The organism is Corynebacterium pseudokroppenstedtii (assembly GCF_019754945.1).
GTDB classification, from domain to species: domain Bacteria; phylum Actinomycetota; class Actinomycetes; order Mycobacteriales; family Mycobacteriaceae; genus Corynebacterium; species Corynebacterium pseudokroppenstedtii.
The window spans coordinates 75,260-99,936 of record NZ_JAEUWU010000001.1 but is presented as its reverse complement, the minus strand read 5'-3'; the positions used below and the strand labels follow the sequence as shown (position 1 = coordinate 99,936).

Here is a 24,677-nt window from a genome sequence, read left to right as displayed (position 1 = left end):
CCCACTACGACTCAGCAGCGTCGCGCGTATTGATCACCGAGACCGCAATCGCGCCGGCACCGGTATGCACCGCCAAAGCCGGGGAGAGTTCAGTCTGCGTCAGCACCACGTCCGCAGGCGGGGGCTCTTCTATCCCCCATCGTTTACCCAGGTCAAGGAACACATTATCCGCTTCCAACGCCTTCTTCAGCCCCGCGCCAACAAGGCGTGCACGGTCATCGGCACCCGAGTGATGAATGCAGATACGCACCGGTTCCAGATCAGCATCCGAACTGCGGGAAACAGTCGAGCCAGCGTCCGCACCGGAATCCCCACTGGAGTCATCCTCATCGTCGGCACTGGTGGTCACGGTTGCAGCATCAACCACCATGTTGACAAGTCGCGTAAAGGCTTTCGCTTGCGTCCGCGTCCGGGCAACAACACCAAAACTGCCATCGTGCAGGGAAAACAACGACTTCACGGGCAGCGCAGATGACATCAACGATGACATCGTGCTCATCCGCCCCGAACGTCGCAAACCGTCGGTACGCTCAAGGTAGAGGAACAATTGCGAATGGCCAGTGATCATCGACGCACGTCTCGCGCATTCCTCCAGGTCCCCACCATCCTTCGCCGCACGAGCAGCGGCCATGGCAGCTTCCCCCACCGGCATCCCGATCGAATCGGTTTCAATAACGCGGACTTTTCCTTCAAACACCGCGGAGGCTGCCACCGCCGCTGACCAGGTACTACTGAGCTTTTGTCCAAGATGAACAGCGACAACACCGTCGTCATCAGACCGTTCCATCTCCCGGCCATAAGCTGCGGCTAGTTCCAACGCCGTCAGTCCCGACGTCGAACTCGCGTCGTCGGAAGACACGACGTGCAGCGGGAGGACGGTAATCCCCCATTCCCGCGCGCTCTCGACGGGCAAGCACGATGAGGAATCAGTGACGACGCGGACAGTCACTGCAGCCCCTCGATCGACGTCCTGGTATAGGTCACGCCGACGCCCTCACTACCTGGTTGAGCAGGCGCAAAGGGAATACCCAGCGCGGACGCATTCCAGGCGTCCAGATGCCACTGCGCATCGTCGATAGTCGATTCAGAGAACGTCGCCACCGGGGTCGTATCCAACGCTGGATCCGCCGGTCGGTCACCGGAATTGTCGACGGTCGAGTGGTCGTAGTGGAAACGTGGGCGCGCCGTCAGCTGAGCCCAACTCGTATTCCCCAACCCCGAAAATGACGAGTAGTTGTCCGTCGGCAATCCCAACAATGAGCAGGTCAAGCCGGCGATCGTTCCTCCGTGGGCCACGCACACGACCGTGCCGCCTTCCCACTCGGGGAACGAGTGCATGAGCTCATCAACAAGGCTGCGGGCACGGGCAGCGACCTCAAGACGGGTCTCACCACCCGGCGGGGCCCAATGAGGGTTATGCCGCCACATCGCGCGCTGACCAGGGTGAGCAGCATCAATCTCCTCATGCGAACGGGCCTGCCACGCCCCCAAATGGGTCTCACGCAAGCGCTCATCGAGCACGGGGGTGAGCCCATGAGGGGCCGCAATCAGCCCTGCAGTTTCCGCTGCTCGCGACAGGTCAGAGGTCACCACTCGTCGGATATCCCACCGACTGAGTTCGTCAGCCGTCCGCTGGGCTTGCTGTCGCCCCAGATCGCTGAGGTGCGTATCCATCTGGCCCTGCATGCGGCCAGTGGCGTTGTAATCCGTCTGGCCGTGTCGAAGAAGAATAAGGCGGCGAGCCATCGGTACTACCTAGATTTCGTCCGCGTCGGGTTCACGGCCGGCCAGTGGTATGTCATCAATCACATCGGCCCGGTGCGCCGCGTCGCTGGTATCAGAGAACCCACCGCGCTGGGATGGTTCGATGCCTTCGATCTCGATCACGGGGCAGTCTTTCCACAGGCTATCGAGCCCATAAAAATCGCGCTCCGGCTCGCGCTGGACATGTACCACAATGTCGTTGTAATCCAACAGCACCCAGCGCGCTTCACGGCTGCCCTCGCGTCGGACCGGCTTGTGGCCCGCTTCGGCGAGTTTGTCTTCGATTTCATCGGCAATAGACATGACATGGCGTTCGTTATCGCCACTACATACGACGAAACAGTCGGTGATCACCAGCTGGCCTGACACGTCCAAGACAACGATGTCCGACGCTATTTTGTCCGATGCGGCACGCGCGGCAATCTGCGCCATGCTCACTGATTCTTCTGATGCAGCCATAAAATCCTTCGTTGTTGTTTTCGTTATTGTTGTTCAGTCTTGTCGGCGGGGAAGCAAAGTCTCATTGTGACACGGGACCCCGCTTACCGCATAAGGCCTACCACATACTCGACGCCCCGACTTGTCCTGAGGGCAGGTACAGCTTTTCCTTCGCAATGTATTGCACCACACCATCGGGCACGAGATACCAAATAGGCCGATTCGCCCTTGCACGCGCGCGAATATTCGTCGACGAAATCGCCATAGCCGGCACCTCAACCATCGTGACACTATCCCCCAACGGGCCTAGCTCGGTTTTCTCCAACGAATACCCGGGCCGCGTGACGGCGACGAACGTCGCCAATGACATCATCTCGGTGCAATCGCGCCACGTTGCCATCCTCGCCACAGCGTCGGCACCGGTGATGAAGAACAATTCGGCGTGTGGGTATCGCTGGTGCAAATCATGGAGCGTATCGACGGTATATGTGGGGCCGCCGCGGTCGATATCCACCCTCGACACACTAAACCGAGGATTCGACGCCGTCGCAATCGTGGTCATGAGATAGCGGTCTTCGGCCGGCGTCACGGTGCGGTTCTTCTTCTGCCACGGCTGCCCCGTCGGAACGAACAGTACGCGATCCAAAGAAAAAAGATCCGCGACCTCGGAGGCGGCCACCAAGTGCCCATGATGAATGGGATCAAAGGTGCCGCCCATAATTCCAAGGCGCGGATAGTTCGTTGACGTCTGCATCACAGAATAAACTCTACGGGCGAGTGTGTCCCTCTCCGTAAATGACCCACTTCGTGGAGGTCAATTCCGGCAACCCCATAGGGCCACGCGCGTGCAGTTTTTGCGTCGAAATGCCGATTTCTGCACCGAAGCCGAACTGCTCACCATCGGTGTACGCCGTCGATGCGTTGACGTACACAGCCGCGGCGTCCACAGCAGCTTCAAATTCCTTCGCCGCCGACCAGTCCTGTGTGGCAATGGCCTCCGAGTGGCCCGTCGAATAGGTGCGGATCCAGTCAACGGCGCCCTGTTCGTCGGGAACAATCGCTGCGGCGATATCCATGGACAAGTACTCCGACGTCCAGTCCTTTTCCTCGGCTTCCACCACATTGTCGACGCCCAGGTCACGCAGTTCCTGGCGTCCGTGGATGGTCACGCCCGCGTCCTGGAGGGCCTTGAGCACAGCGACTTTGTCCTCATCGGGCAGGCGCCCGTCGAGAAGAACCGTTTCGGTCGCGTTGCACACAGAGCAGCGTCGGGTCTTGCCATTGATCACCATCGCGATGGCGTCGGCAAGGTCGGCGTCTTTGTGCACGTAGAAGTGGCAATTTCCGGTGCCCGTTTCGATTGTTGGCACCGTTGCGCCGGTGACGACGGCGTTGATCAGGCCGGCACCGCCGCGGGGGATCACGATGTCCACCAGGCCACGAGCCGTAATCAGATCCTGGACGCTGTCGTGCGTGGTGCAGGGCAAAAGCTGCACGGCGTCCTCGGGCACGTCCTGGTCCGCGCAGGCCTGCCGGAGTACATCGACCAGCGCGCTATTGGAATGAACGGCGGACTTTGATCCGCGAAGCAGCGCAACATTCCCCGACTTCAGCGCCAAGCCGAAGGCATCAACTGTCACGTTCGGACGGGCCTCATAAACCATGCCCATCACGCCGAGCGGGACGCGCACCTGCTTGAGCTCCAAACCATTCGGCAAGGTCGAGCCGCGAACGATATCGCCCACGGGGTCGGGCAGCGCAGCCACCTGGCGCAGGCCATCGGCGATTCCCTCGATGCGATCCTCGTCGAGAACCAGACGGTCGATGAGGGCCTCGGACATCCCCCGCTCACGGCCAGCTGCAACATCTTTGTCATTCGCCTCAATAATTGCCGACGCTGACTTCACTAATGCATCAGCGGCGTGATGGAGCAGCTCATTCTTTTGAACAGTTGTTAAACGAAGCGTGTGGGCAACGTCATGCGCACGCTGAGCCTTATCGAGGACCTCAGCGCGCTCCTGTGCACGCTCGTCTTCGAGCTTTGTGTTCTGGTCGGTCGTCTTGGGGTCGGTCTGGGGATTCTGGCTAGGTGTTGTCATGAAGCCTTTCTTCATTGTGGTTGTCAATCACGGCGCAGTAATCAACGTGTATCAATCGCCGCCGTGATGTCCTCACGATGCTTTTAACCTACTGCCCCACCTAGGCGCGGGAAGCGAAATTCGACAAATAATCGCGGTGTACCACGGGACGGTGGAGGTATTCGGGCAGCTCCTCCGAGGAACGCCCAATCATGTCTGCCAATGTCGAGGAGTCGTAATTAACCTCGCCACGGCCAATGACCTGCCCCTTCGGGCCCACAATATCGACGATGTCACCCGCGGTGAAGTCCCCATCGGCACGACGAATACCAACAGCAAGAAGCGACGAGTGCTTTTCCGTCACGGCTTTCATCGCGCCGGCATCAAGGCGCAACGTGCCGCTGGCGTCGGCGGCATACAGCGCCCAGAATTTCCATGCTGACAAGCGCTCTTCGCGTGGCCAGAACGCCGTTCCGACGTCCGCATCATTCAGCGCCGGGCCGATGTTAGCCGTGGAGGTTAACAGCACCGGAACGCCAGCGCGCGAGGCCAACCGAGCAGCCGAAAGCTTTGAGGCCATGCCACCTGTCCCCAGTTTGCCGCCATCACCGGCGGCGACTTCCTTCAAATCGTTGCCGCTCTTGACCTCAGGGACAAAGCGCGCCCCCGGCGAGGACGGGTTGCGGTCGTACAAACCATCCACATCGGACAGCAACACCAACGCATCCGCAGAGACCAGGTGTGCGACCAGCGCGGCCAGGCGGTCGTTGTCGCCGAAGCGCATTTCCGAGGTCGCCACTGCATCGTTCTCGTTAACAATGGGAACGACGTGCATTCGGCGAAGGCGATCAATCGTGCGCTGTGCGTTGCGAGCACGGTCACGACGCCCCGCGTCGGACTGTGTTAACAAAACCTGAGCGATGGGCCTGCCGTAGCGGGCGAACGTCCGCCCCCACTCTTGCGCCAACAGCACCTGGCCGACGGCGGCAGCTGCCTGTTTCGTCGCTAAGTCGGTGGGTTTCGTCGGCAAGTTCAGTGGTTTCATGCCGCAGGCCACCGCGCCCGATGACACAACAATCACGTCACTGCCACGGGCCATGCGAGCCTCGAGCGCATCGCAAATGCGGTCCATGGCCTCCGGGTACACGGCCCCGTTGTCATCCGTCAACGAGGAGGACCCAATCTTGACGACGATTTTCTTAGCGTCGGCGATACGCTCACGAACGGTGGATTCGTGGCCAGCGGCACGATCATCTATGCCCTGGTCGGGGTCCGGGAATTGGAATTCTTTGGCCGGAACAACCGGGCCTGGCATATGTACGTGCACATCGTCACGCATGGGTACTCCCTCAGGGGCAGGTGCGTCTGACTGGAAGTTCGAAGGGAGTTCGGCGCCGGGCTGGTGACCCGACGCTTCCTGGTCAGACGGTTGTGGATGGTCGGGTGCGACGTCGCTATCGGCGTTCGTGTGATCTGTCGGGTTATTAGTCGTTTGTTCAGGGGTCAGTGTCTGGGTAGAAGAAGGCATCGATCCTGATACATCAGATTGAGAACAGAAAAGTGATGAAGAGATGAGGGCATACGTCCTCTGCCGCTCATCAAGCACGCTATCCAGTATTAGCAAGAAAAGGAGGAACTGTCATATTCCATCCGACCGTTTTCGACGGTCTGCAGTGTCTTTTTCCTTGCATTTTGGCGGAAGATGTTGAGCGCGTCACAGCGCGCGGATCGGCCAATTCCCTTCCTCTACTCTTCGGTGTTTAGCCTTCCCACCGCTCGCGTGACGCTTCTTGTCCCAGGTCGTATTCATCAATAAGTCCACGACGAACCTGCGACGCCCGCTTACGATCTTCCGCGGTAGCACGATGGTTCTGTGACAAGCGCGCATCCGAACCACGACTATCCGGTGTGCGGTCGATACCCGCCGAGGTTGTCGGCTCCCACTCAAACGTGATGTCGCCAATAGTCACATCGCAGCCTGGCTCGGCGCCAGCATCAAAGAGAGCATCCTCCACACCGATTCGGGCCAGGCGATCAGCCAAGTACCCCACCGCTTCATCGTTCTCGAAGTCGGTCTGACGAATCCAGCGGTCGAGTTTCTTACCTTCGACGATAAAGCCGCCGAGCTCATTGTCCGTGCCATTATCCGTGTGAACGACGAAATCCTCACCGGCGTTTTTCGCTCCGCTCTTGCGGCCCAGTTTTCCTCGACGCTTGTCAACAGGCTCGGGCCGAAGAACCGCCACGGGCTCCTCGTCGACCGGATGCTCAGACCGATACTTCTTCACGATCTCCCATAAACCGAAACGAAGCTCGTCCAAGCCCTCGTGGGCGACCGACGAAATCGTGAAAATGGGCCACCCGAACTGTTCGAGAGACTCCTTCTCCAGCTCAGCCATATCACGTGCGTCAGGAACATCCATCTTCGTCAGAACAATGACACGCGGACGCTCACGCAAATCCCCCAGCCCCGTGTCGTGATCCAACGCTGTTTGATACGCAGCTAACTCTTCTTCCAGCGCACGAATGTCATCGACCGGGTTGCGGTCAGCTTCCAGAGCCGCCGGATCAACCACATGGGCGATCACCGCACATCGTTCAATATGGCGCAGGAAATCCAACCCCAGGCCACGCCCTTCAGAAGCACCGGGGATCAAACCGGGGACATCCGCGATCGTGAAAGCGTCATTATCCACCATGACGACCCCGAGATTCGGCGTCAGCGTCGTGAAGGGATAATCCGCAATCTTCGGCTTCGCAGCCGAGAGCACGCTGATCAGTGACGACTTCCCCGCCGAGGGGTAGCCCACCAGTCCAACGTCGGCAATGGACTTGAGTTCAAGGACGACGTCTTTTTCTTCACCTGGCTCGCCGAGGAGGGCAAAACCCGGCGCCCGGCGCGCCTTTGAAACAAGGGCAGCGTTCCCCAGTCCCCCGTAGCCGCCCTCTGCGATGGTGAACCGCGTGCCGACGCCCATCAAATCCGCGACCACGGTGCCGTCGGGTTCCGTAACGACGGTGCCATCGGGAACGGGGAGGACCAGGTCTTCGCCCCGAGCTCCATTGCGGTTGTCACCAGCCCCATTGCCGCCACGGGTTGCCTTGATATGCGGGTGGAAGTGGAAGTCGACGAGCGTGTGAACCTGGTTGCTGACCTCCAGAATAACGTCACCGCCGTGGCCGCCATTGCCCCCATCGGGGCCGCCCAGGGGGACGAATTTCTCGCGGTGAATGGATGCGCACCCATGGCCGCCATCGCCAGCGCGGACATGCAGCACAACGCGGTCAACAAACTGAGGCATGAATTCCAATCCTTCCGTGAAACGGCTCGGGTGAGCCGGATCAAGCGCTGCCGATCTTACATCTGATGATGCCGGCTAATGTCGACATCGTCGAGGGGAACCATATGGGAGCGGGTGGAGAGCTTGTGCCCCACCCACAACGCAATGAACAGCGGTAGGCCGATATATGAGGACAGAATGGTAGAGAAACTAGACCAATCAAAGAGGGCTTGGTAATTCTGCCCGATAATCACCACTGCGCACATCACCAGCGCAACAATCGGCCCAGCGGGGAACCAGCGAGCACGATAGGGCAGATCAGCGGGGTCATTCCCTTGAGCGATATAGGCGCGTCGGAAACGATAATGGCTCCACGCAATCGACATCCACGCTAAGAAACCGGCTAGACCCGACGCGTTAACCAGCCACTCGTATGCTGCGCCTTCCCCAATCAACGAGGTGAGGAAACACAGCAATCCCACCGCCGTGGTGGCAAAGAGTGCCGGCCGGGGCACACCGCGTTTCGATGTTTTTGCGAAGATGCGCGGTGCGACCCCATCCTTCGCCATCGCATACAGCATTCGTGTCGACGCGTACAGGCCGGAGTTTCCCGCCGACAAAATCGAGGTCAAGATGACCGCGTTCATGATGGTCGCAGCGGCAAGAACACCCGCATTTTGGAACACCAAGGTGAAGGGTGAAACCGAAATATTGTCGACGTCGGACCGAAGGAGGTTGGGGTTGGTGTACGGGATGAGGAACCCAATGACCGCAATCGCGCCGATGTAGAAAAGCATGATTCGGATGAACACGCTGCGGATAGCGCGGGGAATGTCTTTATCCGGGTTTCGTGATTCACCGGCCGCGACCCCGACGAGCTCCGTGCCTTGGAATGAGAATCCGGCGATCATGAAGACGTTGAGGATGCCTAGGAATCCGGCTTTGAATGGTGCTTCGCCGTGGGTCCAGTTGGAGAATCCTGGGGATTTTCCACCCAAGATCCCGGCGATCATGAGCACGCCTATGCCCAGGAATACGATCACCGCAACAACTTTGATGAGCGCGAACCAGAATTCGCCTTCCCCATATCCCTTGACGGAGGCGATATTCAGCGAAAAGAGGAGCGCGAGGAATATCGCGGACCACACCCAACCCGGCGTCGAGGGAAACCAAAATTTCATGACCAGGGCTGCCGCTACTAGCTCTGCCGCTACAGTGATCGCCCAGTTGAACCAGTAGTTCCAGCCTGTGGCGAAACCGAAGGACGGAGACACGTAGGTGCGGGCATAGTGCGCGAAGGCCCCCGACACCGGTGAATATGTCGCCATTTCCCCCAGTGACTGCATCAGCAGGAACACCATGAGGCCGATAGCACCGTAGGCGACGAGGGCACCGCCGGGGCCGGCGTCGGCAATGGTGGCACCCGAAGCGACGAAGAGCCCGGTACCGATGGCGCCGCCGATGGCGATCATGTTCATGTGCCGCGATTCCAACCCGCGATCCAGAGATTCGCTGTGAGGGGTTGTGGTGCTAGTCCGGCTGTGGTGGCTCACGAGTTCTCCCTCAACATCGTTGGGGTTGGGGTGGGGTGGGAATGCTTGGCATACCTGCCAGGTCATTATTCCACATATAAAAAGAACTCCCCCGGGCGATAAGACGCCGGAGGAGCTGCGGAGACGGCGAACTAGGCCTTGGCGGGCTCAGCTTCGACGTTCTCGACGATATTGACGGTGCGACGGTTACGCTTGCGAGCGAACTGAACTGCACCTGCTTTCAGGGCGAAGAGCGTGTCGTCGCCACCACGGCCGACGTTTTCGCCGGGGTGGAATGAGGTACCACGCTGGCGAACAAGAATCTCGCCCGCCTTGACCTGCTGGCCACCGAAGCGCTTCACGCCGAGGCGCTTTGACTCTGAATCGCGACCGTTGTTTGAGCTGGCCGCACCTTTCTTGTGTGCCATTGGTTGATTTCCCTCCTTGGAAAAACTCGGGCACGTGGCAGCTGTGGGTGATGAACCCGCAGCGGCCGCGAGACTTACTTGATGCCGGTGATCTTCACAACGGTCAACGGCTGGCGATGCCCGTGGCGACGCTTGTATCCGGTCTTGTTCCTGTAATGCATGTTGCGGATCTTCGGGCCCTTGGTGTGCTCGACGATCTCGGCGTTCACTGCCACTGAGGACAGATCATCACCTGAGGTGATTGAGGCACCGTCGACGAGCAAAACCGGGGAGAGAGCCACGGACGAACCCGGCTCACCCTCGATCTTCTCGACCTTGACGAGGTCACCTTCAGCAACCTTGTACTGCTTTCCGCCGGTCTTGACGATCGCGTACATAAGAGGGCTACCCCTTTTTATTTTTCGCTCGGCTCAGGGCTAATCACCCTGACTGGACTATTAACGTGTTCGCGGCATGAGACATGAACGGTTGCCCGGGCGCATTCATGAGCACACACGGGCCTAGACAGTCGGCCTGCGAACAGCGACTGCTCAAGACTACCCGGTCACCGATGGATAACAAAACCGTCTATATCATTGTTACCAGTGTGAAACGAATCGACGTTTCCTCCCGGGCGCCTGAAACTACCGATCACTTCTTCGTGGAGGCTCTCCGCCGCGCACGACGTCGGCCATTCTTGCGGGCGGATGACCCACTGTGAGAGTCGTTTTCCCGCTTGTCGGCGTGCTCTGACCGGTTTTCGGCCGATGACTTATCCGACTGTTTCTGGTCTGACGCGTTGGACGAACCACGTCCCGTTTTACCGGTTTTACCGTCTGAATAGTTTTCCTTCTCCGGCGGTACATCGGACCGGGAGTTTCCACGAGTAGCTCGCCGACGCCGTGGCGACCGGTCGAACTGTCGTTGTGCCTCCTCATACGTCTCCTCGTGCTGGGACGAGGTGTCTGCTGAGGAGGATTTCTTCCCTCGGGACCGTGACGATGAGTCTCCTGAATCCTTCGAGCGAGATTTGGTTCGGGACGCATCCTTAGTCTGGTGCTCGTCCTTGGCGTGAGAGTCGTCCTCATTGCGGGACTTCGATTGCGACGACGATGCTGCCTTCTTCGCCTGCGACGCACTCCGGCGGGTCGCGTGACGACGACCACGCTGCTTCTTACCGCGTGTGGTCTTGTCGCCGCTCCCCTTGTCCGCGTCAGCGTCAGGATGGTGAGCAGTTTCCTCGTCACGCTTCGTCGCGTTTTCCGGCTGGTTTGTCTTCGCACCATCGGACTCTGTGTGGTCCGCCTTTACCTGCTCCTCATGCTGAGAACGCGATGAGCGTGTTGCTTTACGACGCCGCCGGCGACGAGGACGCCCATCCTTGTCACCAGAAGATCCATTATCGCCAGCCGAAGCATCATCTGCGTCGTCGCCACCACTCCGAGAGTCTTGCGCAGCCGGGAGATAATCAGCGCCACTGGGCTCATCGGGATCTTCATCGTCGGCAAGAATTACTGCAGCTGCAGCGATTTCCTCGATGGAGCGCCGACGCGTGGTCGCCTCCTCAGAGTCGCCCTGTTTTTCAGAATGACCCTGCTTCCCAGAACCGCCCTTCCCAGCATGGTCCTTCTTAGAACGGCCGCCTCCAGAGCGACCACCCTTAGAGCGGTCGTTCTTGGAATCGCCTGACGTGGAATCACTCGACGTATCGTCCGCGTGATCGTCGGTGTCGTCGTCAAACGAGTACTCGGGCAGGTCATTGTCGACATTGTCCTGAAGTGCCGCGCTATCGTCGTCCGATTCATCATCATCCGTGCTGCTCAACAGGATGGGATCGTCGTGGACAATGAACCCACGGCCATGACACTCACTACATGGCGTCGAGAAGGTTTCAACCAAGCCTTTGCCCAGCCGCTTGCGGGTGATCTGCACGAGACCCAGGGACGTCACTTCACCCAGCTGATGGCGGGTTCGGTCCTTGGCCAGGGCTTCACTGAGCCGGCGGAGCACCAGTTCCTGGTTTTCTTCCAGCACCATATCGATGAAGTCAACGACGATCATGCCGCCGATATCACGCAACCGCATCTGACGGACGATCTCGTCGGCGGCTTCGAGGTTGTTGCGGGTCACGGTTTCTTCGAGGCTGCCACTCGAGCCGGTGAAACGGCCGGTGTTGACGTCAATGACCGTCATGGCCTCGGTCTTCTCAATGACAAGCGTGCCTCCGGACGGAAGGAACACCACGCGGTCCAGCGCTTGTTTCAGTTGCTTATCAATCCCCCAGTGGCCGAACGCGTCCTGCCCATCATGGTCCTGACGCTCGTACTTCGACAATTTCTCTTCCAGGTCCGGCGCAATCCGGTGGATGTACGACGACACCATCGACCACGAGCGGTCCCCGTCGACAATAAGCTCATCGAAGTCCTCATTGAAGAGGTCACGCACAACCTTGACCAGCAGGTTTGGCTCTTCATGCAGTGTTTGTGGGCCGTCAAAGTGCGGCTTCGATCCCTTCTTGCCGCCCTTCGAATTCTTCTTCCCGGAACCTTTCCCAGAGGAAGCCTGCGAGCCCGGCAAAGTACGGAGCTCGTCAGCCTTCTCAAGGATCGTGTCCCACACATTCTGCTGCCGACGAACATCACGAGCGATGTCCTCGGTATCGACGCCCTCCGCGGCCGTGCGGATAATCGCACCACCCTCATCAGGCAAAATGCCGGAAACCGCTTTCTTCAAACGCTTCCGCTCAGGCTCCGGCAGCTTACGCGATACCCCGTGCGCACGCCCCTCGGGCACGTACACCAGGTACCGACCGGCCAGAGAAATGTGGCTGGTGAGCCGCGGCCCCTTGTGTCCGACGGAATCCTTCGTGACCTGAACCAAAATCGGATCGCCCGGCTTGAGCGCTTTTTCAATCTTCCGCTGGCGACCAGTGTGCCGAGTGTGCCGCCAATCAATGTCTCCGGAGTAGATCACACTGTTGCGGTCGGTTCCGATATCGACAAACGCAGCTTCCATGCTGGCCAAGACGTTTTGGACACGCCCCAAGTAAATATTGCCGACGAGGGTACGCGTGCGTTCCGACGTCACGAAGTGTTCGACCAGCTGATCGTCTTCCATGATGGCGACTTGCGTGACTTTTCCGGAGCCGTCGGATCGCACTGAATCGCGAACGATCATCCGGCGGTGAACGGCATCCCGGCGCGCCTGGAACTCAGCCGTGCTGATGGTCTGGTGTTTGTCGCGCTTGTTTTCTTCGCGACGCTTCCGCGCAGCCGCAGCACGTGTAGAGCCCTTGATCTTGGTGGGCTCATCGGACTTCGGCGACTCCTGTTTCCCCTCGCCGGAGCCATCACCGTTGCCCGAGGAGTTGTTGCCCGAGGAACGCCCCTTCTTGTTCTTGTCCTTACGTTTGTTGGAGTCGTGCTTGTTTGAGTCGTGCTTGGTGTCTTTCTTGTCCCCCGATTTGCCCCTATCGCTGCTCTTCTTCGACCGCTTCGACGACGAACCACGCTCATCGTCCGAGGTGTCGTCCTCATTGTGATCTTTGGAGTGTCGAGATTTCGGCGACTCGTCGACGTTCTTCTTGCCCCGGCCACGGCGACCCCGGCGGCGTCGATATGACGGTGAGTCGTCATTATCCTCATTGTCGACGTCCGATGTCTCCTCTGTGTCCTCTGACGATTCACCATCGGACGTGGAAGAATCACCTGAATTGTCGCGGGATTCCGTCGACTCCGTGGCGACCGGCGTGGGCGCCATGAAAATCGGAGTCGGAATGGAAATATGATTCGTTTCCTGGTCCTCAGCGGTGTCGGAGCTCTCAGTTTCTAGCTCTTCGGCGTCTCGCGTCTCAGTCTCAGTCTTTTCCGCTTCGGACTTATCGACGTTGGCTTCCCCAGCATCAGCGTCCTCTGCCTCGGACTTATCTTCCTCAGGTGTCTCCGCTTCAGGGGTAGCCTTCTCAACCTCAGCCTTGCCGACGTCGGCACGCTCAGCCTTATCCGACTCAGTCTTATCCGCCTGCCCCTTATCGGTATCAGCGTTCTGAGAGTCGGCATCACGCGCGTGATCGGAGCCGTCTTTGTCTGCAGCTTGTACTCGGTCGCGGAATTCGGCCACTTGTTCACGAGTGACGGTCGATTGCGCACTGCGGACGGTGATTCCGACGGCACCGAGGAGTGCGATAACTTCTTTGCTCGTGTGCCCGATGAGTTTCGCTAACTGATGAACGCGTGTTTTCGCGGCGAGGTCACGCTCGTCGAGGGAAGAGATAACTGCTTTTGTCCCAGCAGATAGGGCACTTAATTCGGTCACCATCTCGGCGTGGGCCGCTCGGGACGCCCGAGCATTCCTCGACTTCGATTGTGATGATGTGTTTGTCGTTCGTTTTGCCGAACGTCGACGGGGTGTACGGCTTGTGTCAGCCACAATTCTCCTTTAGCAGCACCGCAGTGGTCGCGCCCCAGATAGTGGCAAGGGCCGGTGGTCCAGTCCGTCATGCGCACGATGGCTTACTCATTCCGAGCGACGTCTGCTCGGCACCACCGAACACTGACTAGCACAGTGCGTGTATAAATCTGGCTGGACAGCGTGTGCAGTGCGGTTCTTTTGTCATGGTAAAGCTTGCTGGCGGAACAGAAACGGGGGCGCAGCTTGCAGCTATCTTCTAAAAACTCGCGGTTATGAACACCGGGGTAATAGAGCAATCCCGGACAGCCCCTCGCTGTTAAACGACACACATGGGGCACACAATGTGCGGTCATGCGCTGCAGCGCAGCTTCGCCCGTCTGCATTCCGAATATTATTTTGTCATAGGCGGACCGGAGGGCGGCGGATCAGCAGCCCTCGCCCACTACAATTCCCCGCACAACCAGGCCATATACCTGGGCTAACGGAGTGTCGTTATCGTTCCCGCACCGTCAACATGCGATCATTCGCCATGTGGTCATCGTGCGGGTTCGATAAGAATTTAAAGGTTCGGGAACCAGATGCCGATTTCGCGTTCTGCCGATTCCGGCGAGTCCGAACCATGAACGACATTGGCATCAACGTCGAGCGCGAAATCCCCACGGATGCTCCCCGGCGTCGCTTTCTTCACAGGGTCGGTACCCCCAGCGAGCTGCCGCCAAGCCTCGATAGCGTGTGGGCCTTCGACAACTCCAGCAACGAGCGGCCCCGATGTGATGAATTCAATAAGGTCTTTGAAGAACGGCTTGTCTTTGTGCTCTTCGTAGTGCTTTTCCGCGGTTTCCCGGTCTGCCACGCGCAGATCCAGGGCGGAAAATGTGAGCCCCTTACGCTCGATACGGGCGAGAATCTCTCCTACGAGGCCTCGTTTGACTGCGTCGGGCTTAATCAGAATGAGGGTACGTTCAGACATACCATCATTGTAAGTCATGAATCGCCTACGCTTGAAAGGCTTAGCAAAGCGTCTTGCACAGAGAGAGCCACTTGCCCACGGAATAGCCGAACAGCATTGGGGCGGTCGAACGGCATTAGGTTGCTCGGCCTATAACACCGACTGGAGGAAAGCTTGGAGTCGATCTGACTTCGGGTTGTTGATCACGTCCTGCGGAGCGCCTTGCTCCACAATCTGCCCTTCATCCATAAACACGACGTTATCGGCCATTTCGCGGGCGAATCCCATTTCGTGAGTCACCACGATCATGGTCATTCCACTCTCGGCAAGCTCTTGGAGAACCGTGAGAACTTCAGAGACCAACTCAGGGTCCAGTGCCGACGTCGGTTCGTCGAACAACATAATCTCTGGGTCCATAGCCAACGCACGCGCGATAGCAACACGCTGTTGCTGTCCACCGGACAATTCACCCGGATAGTGCGTCGCGCGATCCCCTAGTCCAACTCGTTCCAGGAGCTCAAGTGCCCGTTTCTTGGCCTTCTCTTTGGGCACACCTTTAACCCGGCGCGGCGCTTCCATGACATTTTCCAAGGCAGTCATGTGAGGGAAAAGGTTGAAACGCTGGAACACCATCCCGATGCGGGAGCGCTGCCGGGAGATATCTTTCGCTTTCAAACGCTGGAGTCGCCCGTCGGAAAGGGGTTCTTGCTCATACCCCTGCAGCTCTCCATCGATCCGAATCAAACCTGCCTGGATTCGCTCCAGTTGGTTAACGCATCGCAGCAGAGTCGATTTTCCCGATCCTGATGGGCCGATGAGCACGGTGACGTCGCCGCGATTCACCGACAATGACACGTCTTTGAGGATTACCAGCTCACCGAAGGCTTTCCACAGACCGTCGATGACAACCAATGGCTCACCTGAACCGGCCGTAGCCGTGGACGCCGACGTCGTACTCGTCGATGTATTCTGATCCGGGTTTACGGGCTTACTCACTGTTCAACCTCCGGGATTTTGCTCAGTTTCGACGGGTCAGACGCCACTTTTTGGATTCGTTTGGAGCTACGGTTTTTATCAAAACCGCGGCCGAAGTATCGCTCGAGGAAGTACTGCCCAACCATAAGCACGCTGGTCACGACGAGGTACCACAGCGCCGCGACAATCAGCAGCGGGATCGGTGCATAGAGACGGTTGGCAATGGCATTTGTTGCGTACTGTAGATCCAGAGTAAACGGAACGGCCAGAACCAGGGAGGTCGTCTTCAGCATGCCGATCGTTTCATTTCCGAGCGGCGGGATAATCACTCGCATCGCCTGCGGGATAATAATTCGACGAAGGACGGTGCTGTGCTTCATTCCCAAGGCTCGGGCGGCCTCATGCTGGCCTTCGTCCACGCTCTCTAAACCGGATCGGACGATTTCGGCAAGGTAGGCACCCTCGTTAAAACCAAGCCCCAGTGTTGCAGCCCAAAACGCCGTGATGATATCGGATGTATCGAATTTGAAGAACTCGGGGCCAAAGGGAACCCCCATGGACAGCTTCGGATACAGAACAGCCAGCAAACCCCAGAAAACTAACTGGGTGTAAACCGGGATTCCACGGAAAACGAAAATATAGGCCCAGGCAACGGAACGAAGAACAGGATTCTCACTCTGCCGCATAATGGCCGCGGTCACAGCCAGCACAATACCGATCGCCATGGCCAGAACGGTCAGCAACAGGGTCCAGCCAACACCTTTCACGACGTTCACGTCGCGGATGTAGTCGTTGACCACGTCCCACTGATAGTTGGTGTTTGTGATCAGGCCGTGGATGAACATCGCGACTAAGACTGCAACGATGACAGCTGCAATCCATGTACCCGGATGGAAGACCCCACGTTCCCGGATTCGACCGGGAATAGGATCGGTGTGATGTGAAGCCATGTTGGTGTCTCTCGTTACGTGATCAGTGCGGGTACCTATCGAGGGGTCAGCCCACAGGTCGCAATATTATTGATGTTTGAACATATTATTACATCACCATCCCGAAGACGAGGTCGGGCTCTGGTGCGGATGCTTAACGAGCTTGCCGACGACGGCCACGACGATGTTCCGTACGATGGCCCAACCGACTCCCCCGATTCACCGATTACCGCTTGTCCCCCGACAAAAGGTCCCCCGAATCCCCCGATTCCAAGCACGTCCCGCGGACTTATGTGTGCTGGGTAGTTAGTAACCCGCGCTTCATCCGCTCAATCAAGTTCTTGCGCAGGTACACGATATACGCCCAAACGAGTGCGAAAACGATCCCCATCACACCCATTGCGGGATGAACAATGAACCCCACGATGGCAACAGCCTGCAAAAGCAAGTCGACCCCCAGAGCCCACGACTTACCCTGCAGGAACGACATAACCAATAAGGCAACGCAAAATACGATCACCGACACGATGTTGAAAGGCGTGTTATACGCGCCTTCGTCAACTCGGGCTACCACGGGGAGAACCAGTAAGAAGGTGATGAACTCCATGATCAAGGTTCCGGCCATCACTCCCCGCAAACTTTTCAACGGGTCCTTCACCGGATCATGGCCGGGTCCTAGGGGGCCATACTCGATCGCGTCGTCGCCCTTGGCACTCGGAAGCTGGTTGCCGTGCCGCTGGTTGCCGTCGCAACCCGAACCTGTTTCTCGTCGATCCACCACTACTCCGGTTCCTTTTCTAGCAGCGCACGCGCGCGACCTGCTGAATACACACTGCCCGTTATGACGACCGCTGTTCCAGCCAAGCCATAGCCTTCTTCCTCGCCTTCCTCTTCGGCCAGGGCAACAGCGTCTTCAATGGCGTCGGCCATGGAGGCTGAAACGTGGACACGTTCATCGCCGAAAAGGGTGCGCGCGAGCTCAGCTAACTCGTCGACGGGCATAGCTCGTGGCGAATCAACCTCCGTGACAACGATTTCATCGAATGTGTCGCGCAAGGTTTCCAACACACCGACGACATCTTTGTCTTGGAAGATGCTGACGATGCCGATGAGACGTCGGAAAGAAAAGTCGTCGTGAAGGGTTTCTGCTAAAGCCCGGGCACCTTGGGGGTTATGGGTGGCGTCAACAAATACCGATGGCGAGGTTCGGATGCGCTCTAAACGGGCTGGTGAGCTGACGTTACCGAAGCCCTCGCGGACAGTGTTGATGTCCAATTGCCGTCCGCCTCCCGCGCCAAAGAAAGCCTCGACGGCGGCAAGCGCTGTTGCGGCATTCCGGGCCTGGTAGGCACCAGACAGCGGGAGGAAGATGTTTTCATATGTTCCACCGAGACCGCGGATAGTTAAGGTCTGGCCGCCAACAGCCACGGATCGTTCAACGACGCCATATTCACTCCCGGCGCGGGCCACCGATGCATCGACGGACACCGCTTGTTCCAGGATCACATTCATCGCGGCGGGGTCCTGCTCGGCGATAATGGCGACATTATCGGGTGGGGTCAGAAGGTCATCCTTGTCCCACCGAGACTTAATAATTCCCGCTTTTTCACCGGCGATTTCTTCAATGGTGTCGCCGAGGTATTCGGAGTGGTCCATTCCCACCGGGGTTATCACGGTCACGTCCCCGTGCACGACGTTGGTTGCATCCCAACGGCCACCCATGCCGACCTCGACGACGGCCACGTCGACGGGAGCATCGGCGAATGCAGCGAATGCCATCGTCGTGAGCACCTCAAAGGTGCTCATACGCGGTCCCCCCTCGTCCTCAGATCGGCGATCGACCATTTCGACGAAGGGCTTAATGGATTTCCAGGTCTGCACGAAGTCTGCAGGATGGATTGGTTCCCCATCGATGGCAATTCGTTCCGTCACTGACTGCAGGTGAGGGCTGGTGGTACGGCCGGTCCGCCGATGGAACGCACGAAGGAGGGATTCAATCATCCGAGTCACGGACGTTTTCCCATTCGTCCCCGCAACATGAATAGATGGGTATGCGTGCTGAGGATCCCCCAAAAGATCGAGGACCTGATGCATGCGATCCAGGGTGGGATCAATTTTCGTCTCTGGCCAGCGCGAATTGAGCTGGTCTTCGACGTCCGCCAGTGCCTCGAGATCGTCCGGTGTGATGGTGCGGTGCACAACCTCTGGCTTTGTTTCGTCACTCAAGGGCAACGTCAGCCCGGCATCATCGACTTTGAGGTCATCGGAGATCGCGGCGTTAATGTCCTCCGGACTCAGTGATGCCGGATCGACTGAATTGCCCTCGATCTTGTCGTGATGGGAATGGGGGATGCCCCCGTCGTTATCGAGGTCATCCTCGTCACGACCTGCCACCATTCATACCTTCTTCCTTGTATCCCGCTTCGTTCTATGCCGTTCGTCCGCATTCACCAGGGTTTATCCCCGGGAACTTACCCGAGGTCCGCCAACCGCGCTGAAATCCTAGCAACCTCTTCCTCGGCAATAGCTCGACGCTCACGGATCTTGTTCACCACGGCATCCGGCGCTTTCGTGAGGAAATTCTCGTTGGCCAGCTTCTTACCGGTGGTTTCCAGTTCCTTGTTCGCCGCTTTGAGGTCTTTCTCCATCCGCTTCCGCTCAGCGTCCTTATCGACGGTGTCGGAGGTGTCCAGTTCGACAGTAATCGTGGTTTGCGATAAGCGCAGTTCAATGGACGCCGTCGCAGAGAATCCGTCTGAGGGTTCATCGATACGAGCCAAATTACGGATGGCAGGTTCTTGTTCCTGAAGATCCGCAGCGGCGCAATCAACCCGCGCTGGTACCCGCTGTGACGGTTTCACACCCTGATCGGAACGGAAACGGCGGATTTCCGTCACCAATTTGATGAGGTCCTCCACACGACGTTGAGCAACGGGGTCGGCGTCGGCACCGTCTGTCGTCATCGACACATCAGGCCAGGAAGAAACAACTAGAGATTCTTTCTGCCCTTCCACACCATTGGTGAGCGCGGTCCACAATGTTTCTGTCACGTAAGGCATCGTCGGGTGGAGCAGCCGCAGAATGGTGTCCAGTACTCGGCCGATCACGCACTGAGTGGCCTGCCCGGTTGCATCATTGTCCTCGGGGTCGCGCGGAATCTGCGTCTTCGCGATTTCCAGGTACCAGTCACAGAACTCGTCCCACGTGAAGTGGTAGAGCGCCTCACTCGCCTTCGCGAATTCGTACTTGGCCAGGGACTTATCGACGTACTGACGGGTGGCCTCCAGGCGGTCCAGGATCCACCGGTCAGCGTCCGTGAGCGAGGAGCGCTCTGGCAACGGGCCAACCTGCGCGCCATTCATCAGCGCGAACCGGGTTGCGTTAAAGAGCTTCGTCGCAAAATTGCGCGAGGACTGCGCGGCGTCGCTACCGAGTGGCAAATCTGTTCCCGGGTTTGCACCGCGAGCCAGCGTGAAGCGCAAAGCGTCGGCGCCATAATCGCGCACCCAATCCATGGGATCAATGCCATTGCCCAAGGACTTCGACATCTTCCGGCCCTGTTCATCGCGCACAAGACCGTGCAAGAAAATGTCCGTAAACGGTACCTGAGGACGGCCGTCCTTCGCCGTCGCACCCTGGCCATCATGAAGGGTTGAGTCCTCGAGGGTATCGGCATAGGTGGCGAACATCATCATTCTGGCCACCCAGAAAAACAGAATGTCATAGCCGGTGACCAGCACGGACGTCGGATAGAACTTGTCCAGATCCTTAGTGTGTTCCGGCCACCCCATCGTCGAGAACGGCCACAGGCCCGAGGAAAACCAGGTATCTAACACATCGGGATCCTGATGCCAGCCCTCATCTGTTGGTGGTTCATCATCGGGGCCACAACAGACGACCTCACCGTCGGGGCCATACCAAATCGGAATCCGGTGGCCCCACCACAGCTGTCGAGAAATACACCAATCGTGCATGTTGTCGACCCAATCGAACCAGCGGGGTGTCTGGCTTTCCGGATGGATGACGGTATCACCGCTGCTTACCGCTTCAGATGCCATCTTGGCAAGGCCATCGACTTTAACCCACCACTGCTCGGACAAGCGTGGCTCGATGGCCTCCTTCGTGCGCTCGGAGTGGCCCACCGCGTGGACGTAGGGGCGGATCTCCTTCACAATCCGGCCCTGTTCCCGCAGCGCCTCCGTGATAGCCTTCCGCGCCTCATACCGATCCATGCCATCGAACTGGGTTCCTGTGTCCGCAATATGCGCGGACTTATCCAAGACCACGGGCATATCGAGGTGATGGCGCTGCCCCATCGCGAAGTCATTGGGGTCATGAGCAGGCGTGATCTTCACAGCACCCGTACCGAATTCAGGATCGACATAATCGTCGGCAATGACCTTCATCATGCGGCCTTCGATAAAGGGATGCGGCAACTCTTTACCGACGAGATCTTTGTATCGATCATCGTCCGGGTGGACGGCAACCGCGACGTCGCCCAGCATCGTCTCAACACGCGTCGTCGCGACAATGACGTGCGGCTCGTCGTCGTTGAGAGAACCGTAGCGGATGGAAACGAGCTCACCTTCATCGTCGGAGTACACGACCTCAATATCGGAGATCGCGGTCTCTAACTTCGGCGACCAATTCACCATTCGGTTCGCACGGTAAATTAATCCCTGATCATAAAGCTTCTTGAACATGGTCTGAACCGCACGTGAGAGTCCCTCGTCGAGGGTAAACCTCTCACGCGACCAGTCCAGAGAATCCCCCAAGGCGCGCATCTGGTTGCCGATTCTCTCGGCATAGTCTTTCTTCCACGACCACACCTTGTCGACGAATTCCTCGCGGCCGTAATCGAAGCGATCCTTCCCCTCTGTCTCCTTGAGAAGCGCTTCAACCTTGGTTTGAGTGGCGATACCCGCGTGGTCCATGCCCGGGAGCCACAGAACCTCATAGCCTTGCATCCGCTTCTGGCGGGCGAGGGCATCCATAATCGTGTGGTCCAAAGCGTGCCCCATGTGCAACTGTCCGGTCACATTCGGCGGTGGCAGAACAATGGAATAGGACGGCTTCGATGACGACGCATCCGCCGTGAAGTAGCCCTGGTTTACCCAGCTCTCATAGAGTTTCTTCTCAACATCCGCGGGATTCCACTGCTTAGGTAAGAGGTCTGCGCGGTTCGTCGTAGAGGATTTCGATGATGACGAGGAGCCTTGCGGCGTGTGACGGGCTGAATTCATGAGGTTCATTCTAAAACGGACCGAGGACATATGCGGTTTCGGGGCAACGACGGCACAAGGCCCGACTCTTCCACCAGGGAGAGCCGGGCCTTGAACAACCGGTTTTACAACGCGTAACGGGCGCCTATCAACCGTCTATCAGTCGTCGAGGACTGCCAGGGCTAGATCAAGCCGCTATCCTCCACGATCTTCTTTTCGTTACGGAGCTCCTCCACATTCGCGTCGATCAGCTTGCGCTGAGCGTCGGAAATCTCCAGGTCCTTAACAACTTCCCACTCGCCGTTCACCGAGCGGCACGGCACAGAGGCAACCAGGCCCTCGTCGATACCGTAGGAACCATCCGACGGAAGCGACACGGATACCCAGTCGCCCTCCGGGGTGCCGGCGAACCAGTCGCGCATGTGATCGATGGCCGCCGAGGCTGCGGAGGCTGCGGAGGACTTACCGCGAACCTCGATAATTTCAGCCCCACGCTTGGCAACACGCGGACGGAACTCGTCGGCAAGCCACTTCTCATCGACCTTGTCGGCAACAGACTCGCCATTGACCGTGGCATAGGTGACGTCGGGGAACTGCGTAGCAGAGTGGTTACCCCACACCGTCATCTTCGCGAAGTCTTTCACCGGGGCACCCAGCTTGTCAGAGAGCTGAGCCAGCGACCGGTTGTGATCCAGACGGGTCATGGCGGTGAAGTGGTTGCCCGGGATGTCGGGGGCGCTGGCCTTCGCGATCAGGCAGTTGGTGTTGGCAGGGTTGCCCACGACGAGTACGCGCACATCTTTGGCAGCGTGGTCGTTGATTGCTTTACCTTGGGGCCCGAAAATCTTGCCATTTGCTGCGAGGAGATCGGAACGTTCCTCTCCTTTACCGCGGGGCTTGGAACCAACCAAGAAAACCGCCTGAGCATCCTCGAATGCTTCCTCTGCCTTATCGGTGACCGTGATACCGGTGACCAGCGGGAATGCAGCGTCAAAGAGCTCCATCGCGACACCCTGAGCAGCGGAAACAGCCTGCGGAATATCGAGCAGCCGGAGGTGAACCGGGGTGTCCTTACCAAAGACGTCACCTGAAGCAATGCGGAAGAGCAAAGAGTACGAAATCTGTCCGGATGCTCCGGAAACAGCAACGTTGACGGGATTCTTTCCTTCAGCAGTCATTAAAACCTTCCCTACATATCGGTGTACCGCGTACCACCCGTTCACAGTCGGGCCATCCACCTACTACTCGAGGGGTCAGTTGCCCGGAAAAGAGCTACGGAACGGTAGGTCCGCACGCCTCCAACGATACTCCTTGACGCGACCGCCCTGCATATACAGACCTGCGTAGACAGAGTTGTGTTGCGGTCGGGACCGTCCAGACCGCGCCTTCCCCACGGCAACAGTCGTGGCACCTACCATTCCGTAGGTTCTTTCTTGGCAAGGGGGTAGTTGCACGCGTCGATCGTATAAAGGTGGGCATTGATCGGGACGCTATGTACTTAACTACCCCCGAATAAGGTCAAAAACGCTCGACGAACTGGGATAAACCAAGAGATAATGCAGAAAGTAAAAACTAATGTCTACGATTGTGTTGGTAATTATGGCACCAGGTCGAGACCGTAACTGTTCCTCTACCACCGTTAGTCGATCAGCATCACTAGCACGTGGAGGTTGGTGGCGGACTGGATCATAAGCTCGTCGATAATGTGGATCATTCGATGAGGGATCAAGGAGCATGAGGCAACAGACTCAGCACGCCGCGAACTGAAGCCATAGATGTCAACCCCGTTCGAAGTAATGAGTATGTCAACATCGCCTTTACACAACGACTCCCCCTCAGCACCCGACCTCATTTCCATCGATACCGGCCCTATCTCGAAGAACGCTGAGACCTCAGCCCCCGAGCATGAGGAAATTCTCGACGCCGCGCTGACCGTTTTTTCTAACGTCGGCTATAACGAGGCTCGCCTGGAAAATATCGCGAGCGCATCCGGTGTCTCTAAACGGATGATCCATTACTATTACGGCGACAAAAAAGGCCTTTACATGGAGTGCCTGCGCTATGCGGAAACGCTCCTCCACCCGAAGGCAGAGGATCTTATTCCTGACAGTGACGTGCCGGTTGAGGCGATCCGGCAGCTCATTGACATCCTTGTGAAGAAGTTCTTTGCTGAGCCGCGGTCGGCCAGGATGTTAGCGATGGAAAACCTGCTCGGGATCCTCCCCCAAGATGCCGATGTCCACATCTTTTCCGGTTCACCCGCCGTTCTGCAGATCGGGCGACTGCTGATGAATGGCCAGGATCACGGCGCATTTCGGCCAGGGGTGTCCGCGATCGATATCTACTTCATCATTTGCGCGTTAGCGACGTTTCCTGCGTATAACCAGTCGACCTTCCGGTCTATGTACGACGTAGCTACCGGCGACGAAAGCAACCGCGATGGCATTAACGCGCTGATTCAAGATACTGTGATCAGCCTCTTGACGACGACGATGGCCACACGCGAGGGAGATTCCTACACCGTCACCACCGAGCAGCTTCGCGCCAGCGAGCGGGAGAATACGCCACTATATGGCGATGGTGATCTGTTGGACGGCAGTGACGCGCCGGCGTCCAATGAGACCAATCGGTTCGACGAACAATTTGGTCCGTTCTCGGAGTTTTACCGCGACTGATTGAACGTGATACGTCG

The 24,677-nt window shown here is 58.0% G+C and carries 19 protein-coding genes; 1 reads left to right on the top strand and 18 read right to left on the bottom strand.

What is annotated here, in order from left to right:
* Positions 1-4: 4 nt before the first annotated feature.
* The 18 genes from JMN36_RS00460 to JMN36_RS00375 form a co-directional block, all read right to left on the bottom strand.
* Entirely contained in the window at positions 5-949 is a 945-nt protein-coding gene (locus JMN36_RS00460; protein ID WP_204088751.1) for a DegV family protein, read from the bottom strand.
* Complete coding sequence (locus tag JMN36_RS00455) at positions 946-1,746, bottom strand: histidine phosphatase family protein (RefSeq protein WP_204087236.1); 801 nt, start codon at positions 1,744-1,746, stop codon at positions 946-948. Before JMN36_RS00455 ends, JMN36_RS00460 begins: the two co-directional genes overlap by 4 nt.
* Before the next feature lie 9 nt (positions 1,747-1,755).
* Entirely contained in the window at positions 1,756-2,223 is a 468-nt protein-coding gene (gene rsfS, locus JMN36_RS00450; RefSeq protein WP_012731981.1) for a ribosome silencing factor, read from the bottom strand.
* Between the two features lie 97 nt (positions 2,224-2,320).
* Positions 2,321-2,956 carry a nicotinate-nucleotide adenylyltransferase gene (gene nadD / locus JMN36_RS00445; RefSeq protein WP_204088752.1) on the bottom strand — a complete coding sequence of 212 codons (636 nt, stop codon included), beginning with the start codon at positions 2,954-2,956 and terminating at the stop codon, positions 2,321-2,323.
* A 13-nt stretch (positions 2,957-2,969) separates the two neighbouring features.
* The gene (locus tag JMN36_RS00440; protein ID WP_236881827.1) at positions 2,970-4,301 is read right to left on the bottom strand and encodes a glutamate-5-semialdehyde dehydrogenase; all 1,332 of its coding nucleotides are present in this window, start codon (positions 4,299-4,301) and stop codon (positions 2,970-2,972) included.
* Positions 4,302-4,401: 100 nt separating this feature from the next.
* Positions 4,402-5,808 (bottom strand): glutamate 5-kinase, encoded by a 1,407-nt coding sequence (proB, locus tag JMN36_RS00435; protein WP_204087238.1) that lies wholly within the window; start codon positions 5,806-5,808, stop codon positions 4,402-4,404.
* A 232-nt stretch (positions 5,809-6,040) separates the two neighbouring features.
* Entirely contained in the window at positions 6,041-7,582 is a 1,542-nt protein-coding gene (gene obgE, locus JMN36_RS00430; protein WP_221923630.1) for a GTPase ObgE, read from the bottom strand.
* Between the two features lie 56 nt (positions 7,583-7,638).
* Positions 7,639-9,033 carry an amino acid permease gene (locus tag JMN36_RS00425; protein WP_412728578.1) on the bottom strand — a complete coding sequence of 465 codons (1,395 nt, stop codon included), beginning with the start codon at positions 9,031-9,033 and terminating at the stop codon, positions 7,639-7,641.
* 212 nt (positions 9,034-9,245) lie between these two features.
* Complete coding sequence (gene rpmA, locus JMN36_RS00420; RefSeq protein WP_012731987.1) at positions 9,246-9,521, bottom strand: 50S ribosomal protein L27; 276 nt, start codon at positions 9,519-9,521, stop codon at positions 9,246-9,248.
* A 74-nt stretch (positions 9,522-9,595) separates the two neighbouring features.
* Positions 9,596-9,898, bottom strand: coding sequence for a 50S ribosomal protein L21 (rplU, locus tag JMN36_RS00415; protein WP_012731988.1), 303 nt, complete (start codon positions 9,896-9,898; stop codon positions 9,596-9,598).
* 253 nt (positions 9,899-10,151) lie between these two features.
* Positions 10,152-13,928: a translation initiation factor IF-2 N-terminal domain-containing protein gene (locus JMN36_RS00410; protein WP_221923629.1), complete on the bottom strand. Its 3,777-nt coding sequence runs from the start codon at positions 13,926-13,928 to the stop codon at positions 10,152-10,154.
* A 541-nt stretch (positions 13,929-14,469) separates the two neighbouring features.
* Positions 14,470-14,880 (bottom strand): nucleoside-diphosphate kinase, encoded by a 411-nt coding sequence (gene ndk, locus JMN36_RS00405; RefSeq protein WP_041628861.1) that lies wholly within the window; start codon positions 14,878-14,880, stop codon positions 14,470-14,472.
* Positions 14,881-15,009: 129 nt separating this feature from the next.
* A complete protein-coding gene (locus JMN36_RS00400; RefSeq protein WP_431732709.1) occupies positions 15,010-15,855 on the bottom strand; it encodes an amino acid ABC transporter ATP-binding protein in 846 nt (281 codons plus the stop codon).
* Complete coding sequence (locus JMN36_RS00395) at positions 15,852-16,784, bottom strand: amino acid ABC transporter permease (RefSeq protein ID WP_012731992.1); 933 nt, start codon at positions 16,782-16,784, stop codon at positions 15,852-15,854. Before JMN36_RS00395 ends, JMN36_RS00400 begins: the two co-directional genes overlap by 4 nt.
* Before the next feature lie 268 nt (positions 16,785-17,052).
* Entirely contained in the window at positions 17,053-17,457 is a 405-nt protein-coding gene (locus JMN36_RS00390; RefSeq protein WP_204088755.1) for a DUF4233 domain-containing protein, read from the bottom strand.
* 86 nt (positions 17,458-17,543) lie between these two features.
* Complete coding sequence (gene folC, locus JMN36_RS00385; RefSeq protein ID WP_412728579.1) at positions 17,544-19,061, bottom strand: bifunctional tetrahydrofolate synthase/dihydrofolate synthase; 1,518 nt, start codon at positions 19,059-19,061, stop codon at positions 17,544-17,546.
* A 173-nt stretch (positions 19,062-19,234) separates the two neighbouring features.
* Entirely contained in the window at positions 19,235-22,006 is a 2,772-nt protein-coding gene (locus JMN36_RS00380; protein WP_221923628.1) for a valine--tRNA ligase, read from the bottom strand.
* A gap of 161 nt (positions 22,007-22,167) precedes the next feature.
* Entirely contained in the window at positions 22,168-23,163 is a 996-nt protein-coding gene (locus JMN36_RS00375) for a malate dehydrogenase (RefSeq protein WP_204087242.1), read from the bottom strand.
* A gap of 624 nt (positions 23,164-23,787) precedes the next feature.
* Between JMN36_RS00375 and JMN36_RS00370 the strand changes: the two genes are divergently transcribed.
* A complete protein-coding gene (locus JMN36_RS00370; RefSeq protein ID WP_052292383.1) occupies positions 23,788-24,660 on the top strand; it encodes a TetR/AcrR family transcriptional regulator in 873 nt (290 codons plus the stop codon).
* Positions 24,661-24,677 lie beyond the last annotated feature (17 nt).

What these genes read in the sequence shown, in the direction of transcription:
- JMN36_RS00425 (WP_412728578.1), bottom strand. Translation starts at nt 9,033, where the DNA reads ATGATCGCCATCGGCGGCGCCATCGGTACCGGGCTCTTCGTCGCTTCG.
- JMN36_RS00440 (WP_236881827.1), bottom strand. Translation starts at nt 4,301, where the DNA reads ATGACAACACCTAGCCAGAATCCCCAGACCGACCCCAAGACGACCGAC.
- rplU (WP_012731988.1), bottom strand. Translation starts at nt 9,898, where the DNA reads ATGTACGCGATCGTCAAGACCGGCGGAAAGCAGTACAAGGTTGCTGAA.
- JMN36_RS00375 (WP_204087242.1), bottom strand. Translation starts at nt 23,163, where the DNA reads ATGACTGCTGAAGGAAAGAATCCCGTCAACGTTGCTGTTTCCGGAGCA.
- nadD (WP_204088752.1), bottom strand. Translation starts at nt 2,956, where the DNA reads ATGCAGACGTCAACGAACTATCCGCGCCTTGGAATTATGGGCGGCACC.
- JMN36_RS00370 (WP_052292383.1), top strand. Translation starts at nt 23,788, where the DNA reads ATGTCAACATCGCCTTTACACAACGACTCCCCCTCAGCACCCGACCTC.
- rsfS (WP_012731981.1), bottom strand. Translation starts at nt 2,223, where the DNA reads ATGGCTGCATCAGAAGAATCAGTGAGCATGGCGCAGATTGCCGCGCGT.
- obgE (WP_221923630.1), bottom strand. Translation starts at nt 7,582, where the DNA reads ATGCCTCAGTTTGTTGACCGCGTTGTGCTGCATGTCCGCGCTGGCGAT.
- JMN36_RS00455 (WP_204087236.1), bottom strand. Translation starts at nt 1,746, where the DNA reads ATGGCTCGCCGCCTTATTCTTCTTCGACACGGCCAGACGGATTACAAC.
- rpmA (WP_012731987.1), bottom strand. Translation starts at nt 9,521, where the DNA reads ATGGCACACAAGAAAGGTGCGGCCAGCTCAAACAACGGTCGCGATTCA.
- proB (WP_204087238.1), bottom strand. Translation starts at nt 5,808, where the DNA reads ATGCCTTCTTCTACCCAGACACTGACCCCTGAACAAACGACTAATAAC.
- JMN36_RS00395 (WP_012731992.1), bottom strand. Translation starts at nt 16,784, where the DNA reads ATGGCTTCACATCACACCGATCCTATTCCCGGTCGAATCCGGGAACGT.
- JMN36_RS00380 (WP_221923628.1), bottom strand. Translation starts at nt 22,006, where the DNA reads ATGAATTCAGCCCGTCACACGCCGCAAGGCTCCTCGTCATCATCGAAA.
- ndk (WP_041628861.1), bottom strand. Translation starts at nt 14,880, where the DNA reads ATGTCTGAACGTACCCTCATTCTGATTAAGCCCGACGCAGTCAAACGA.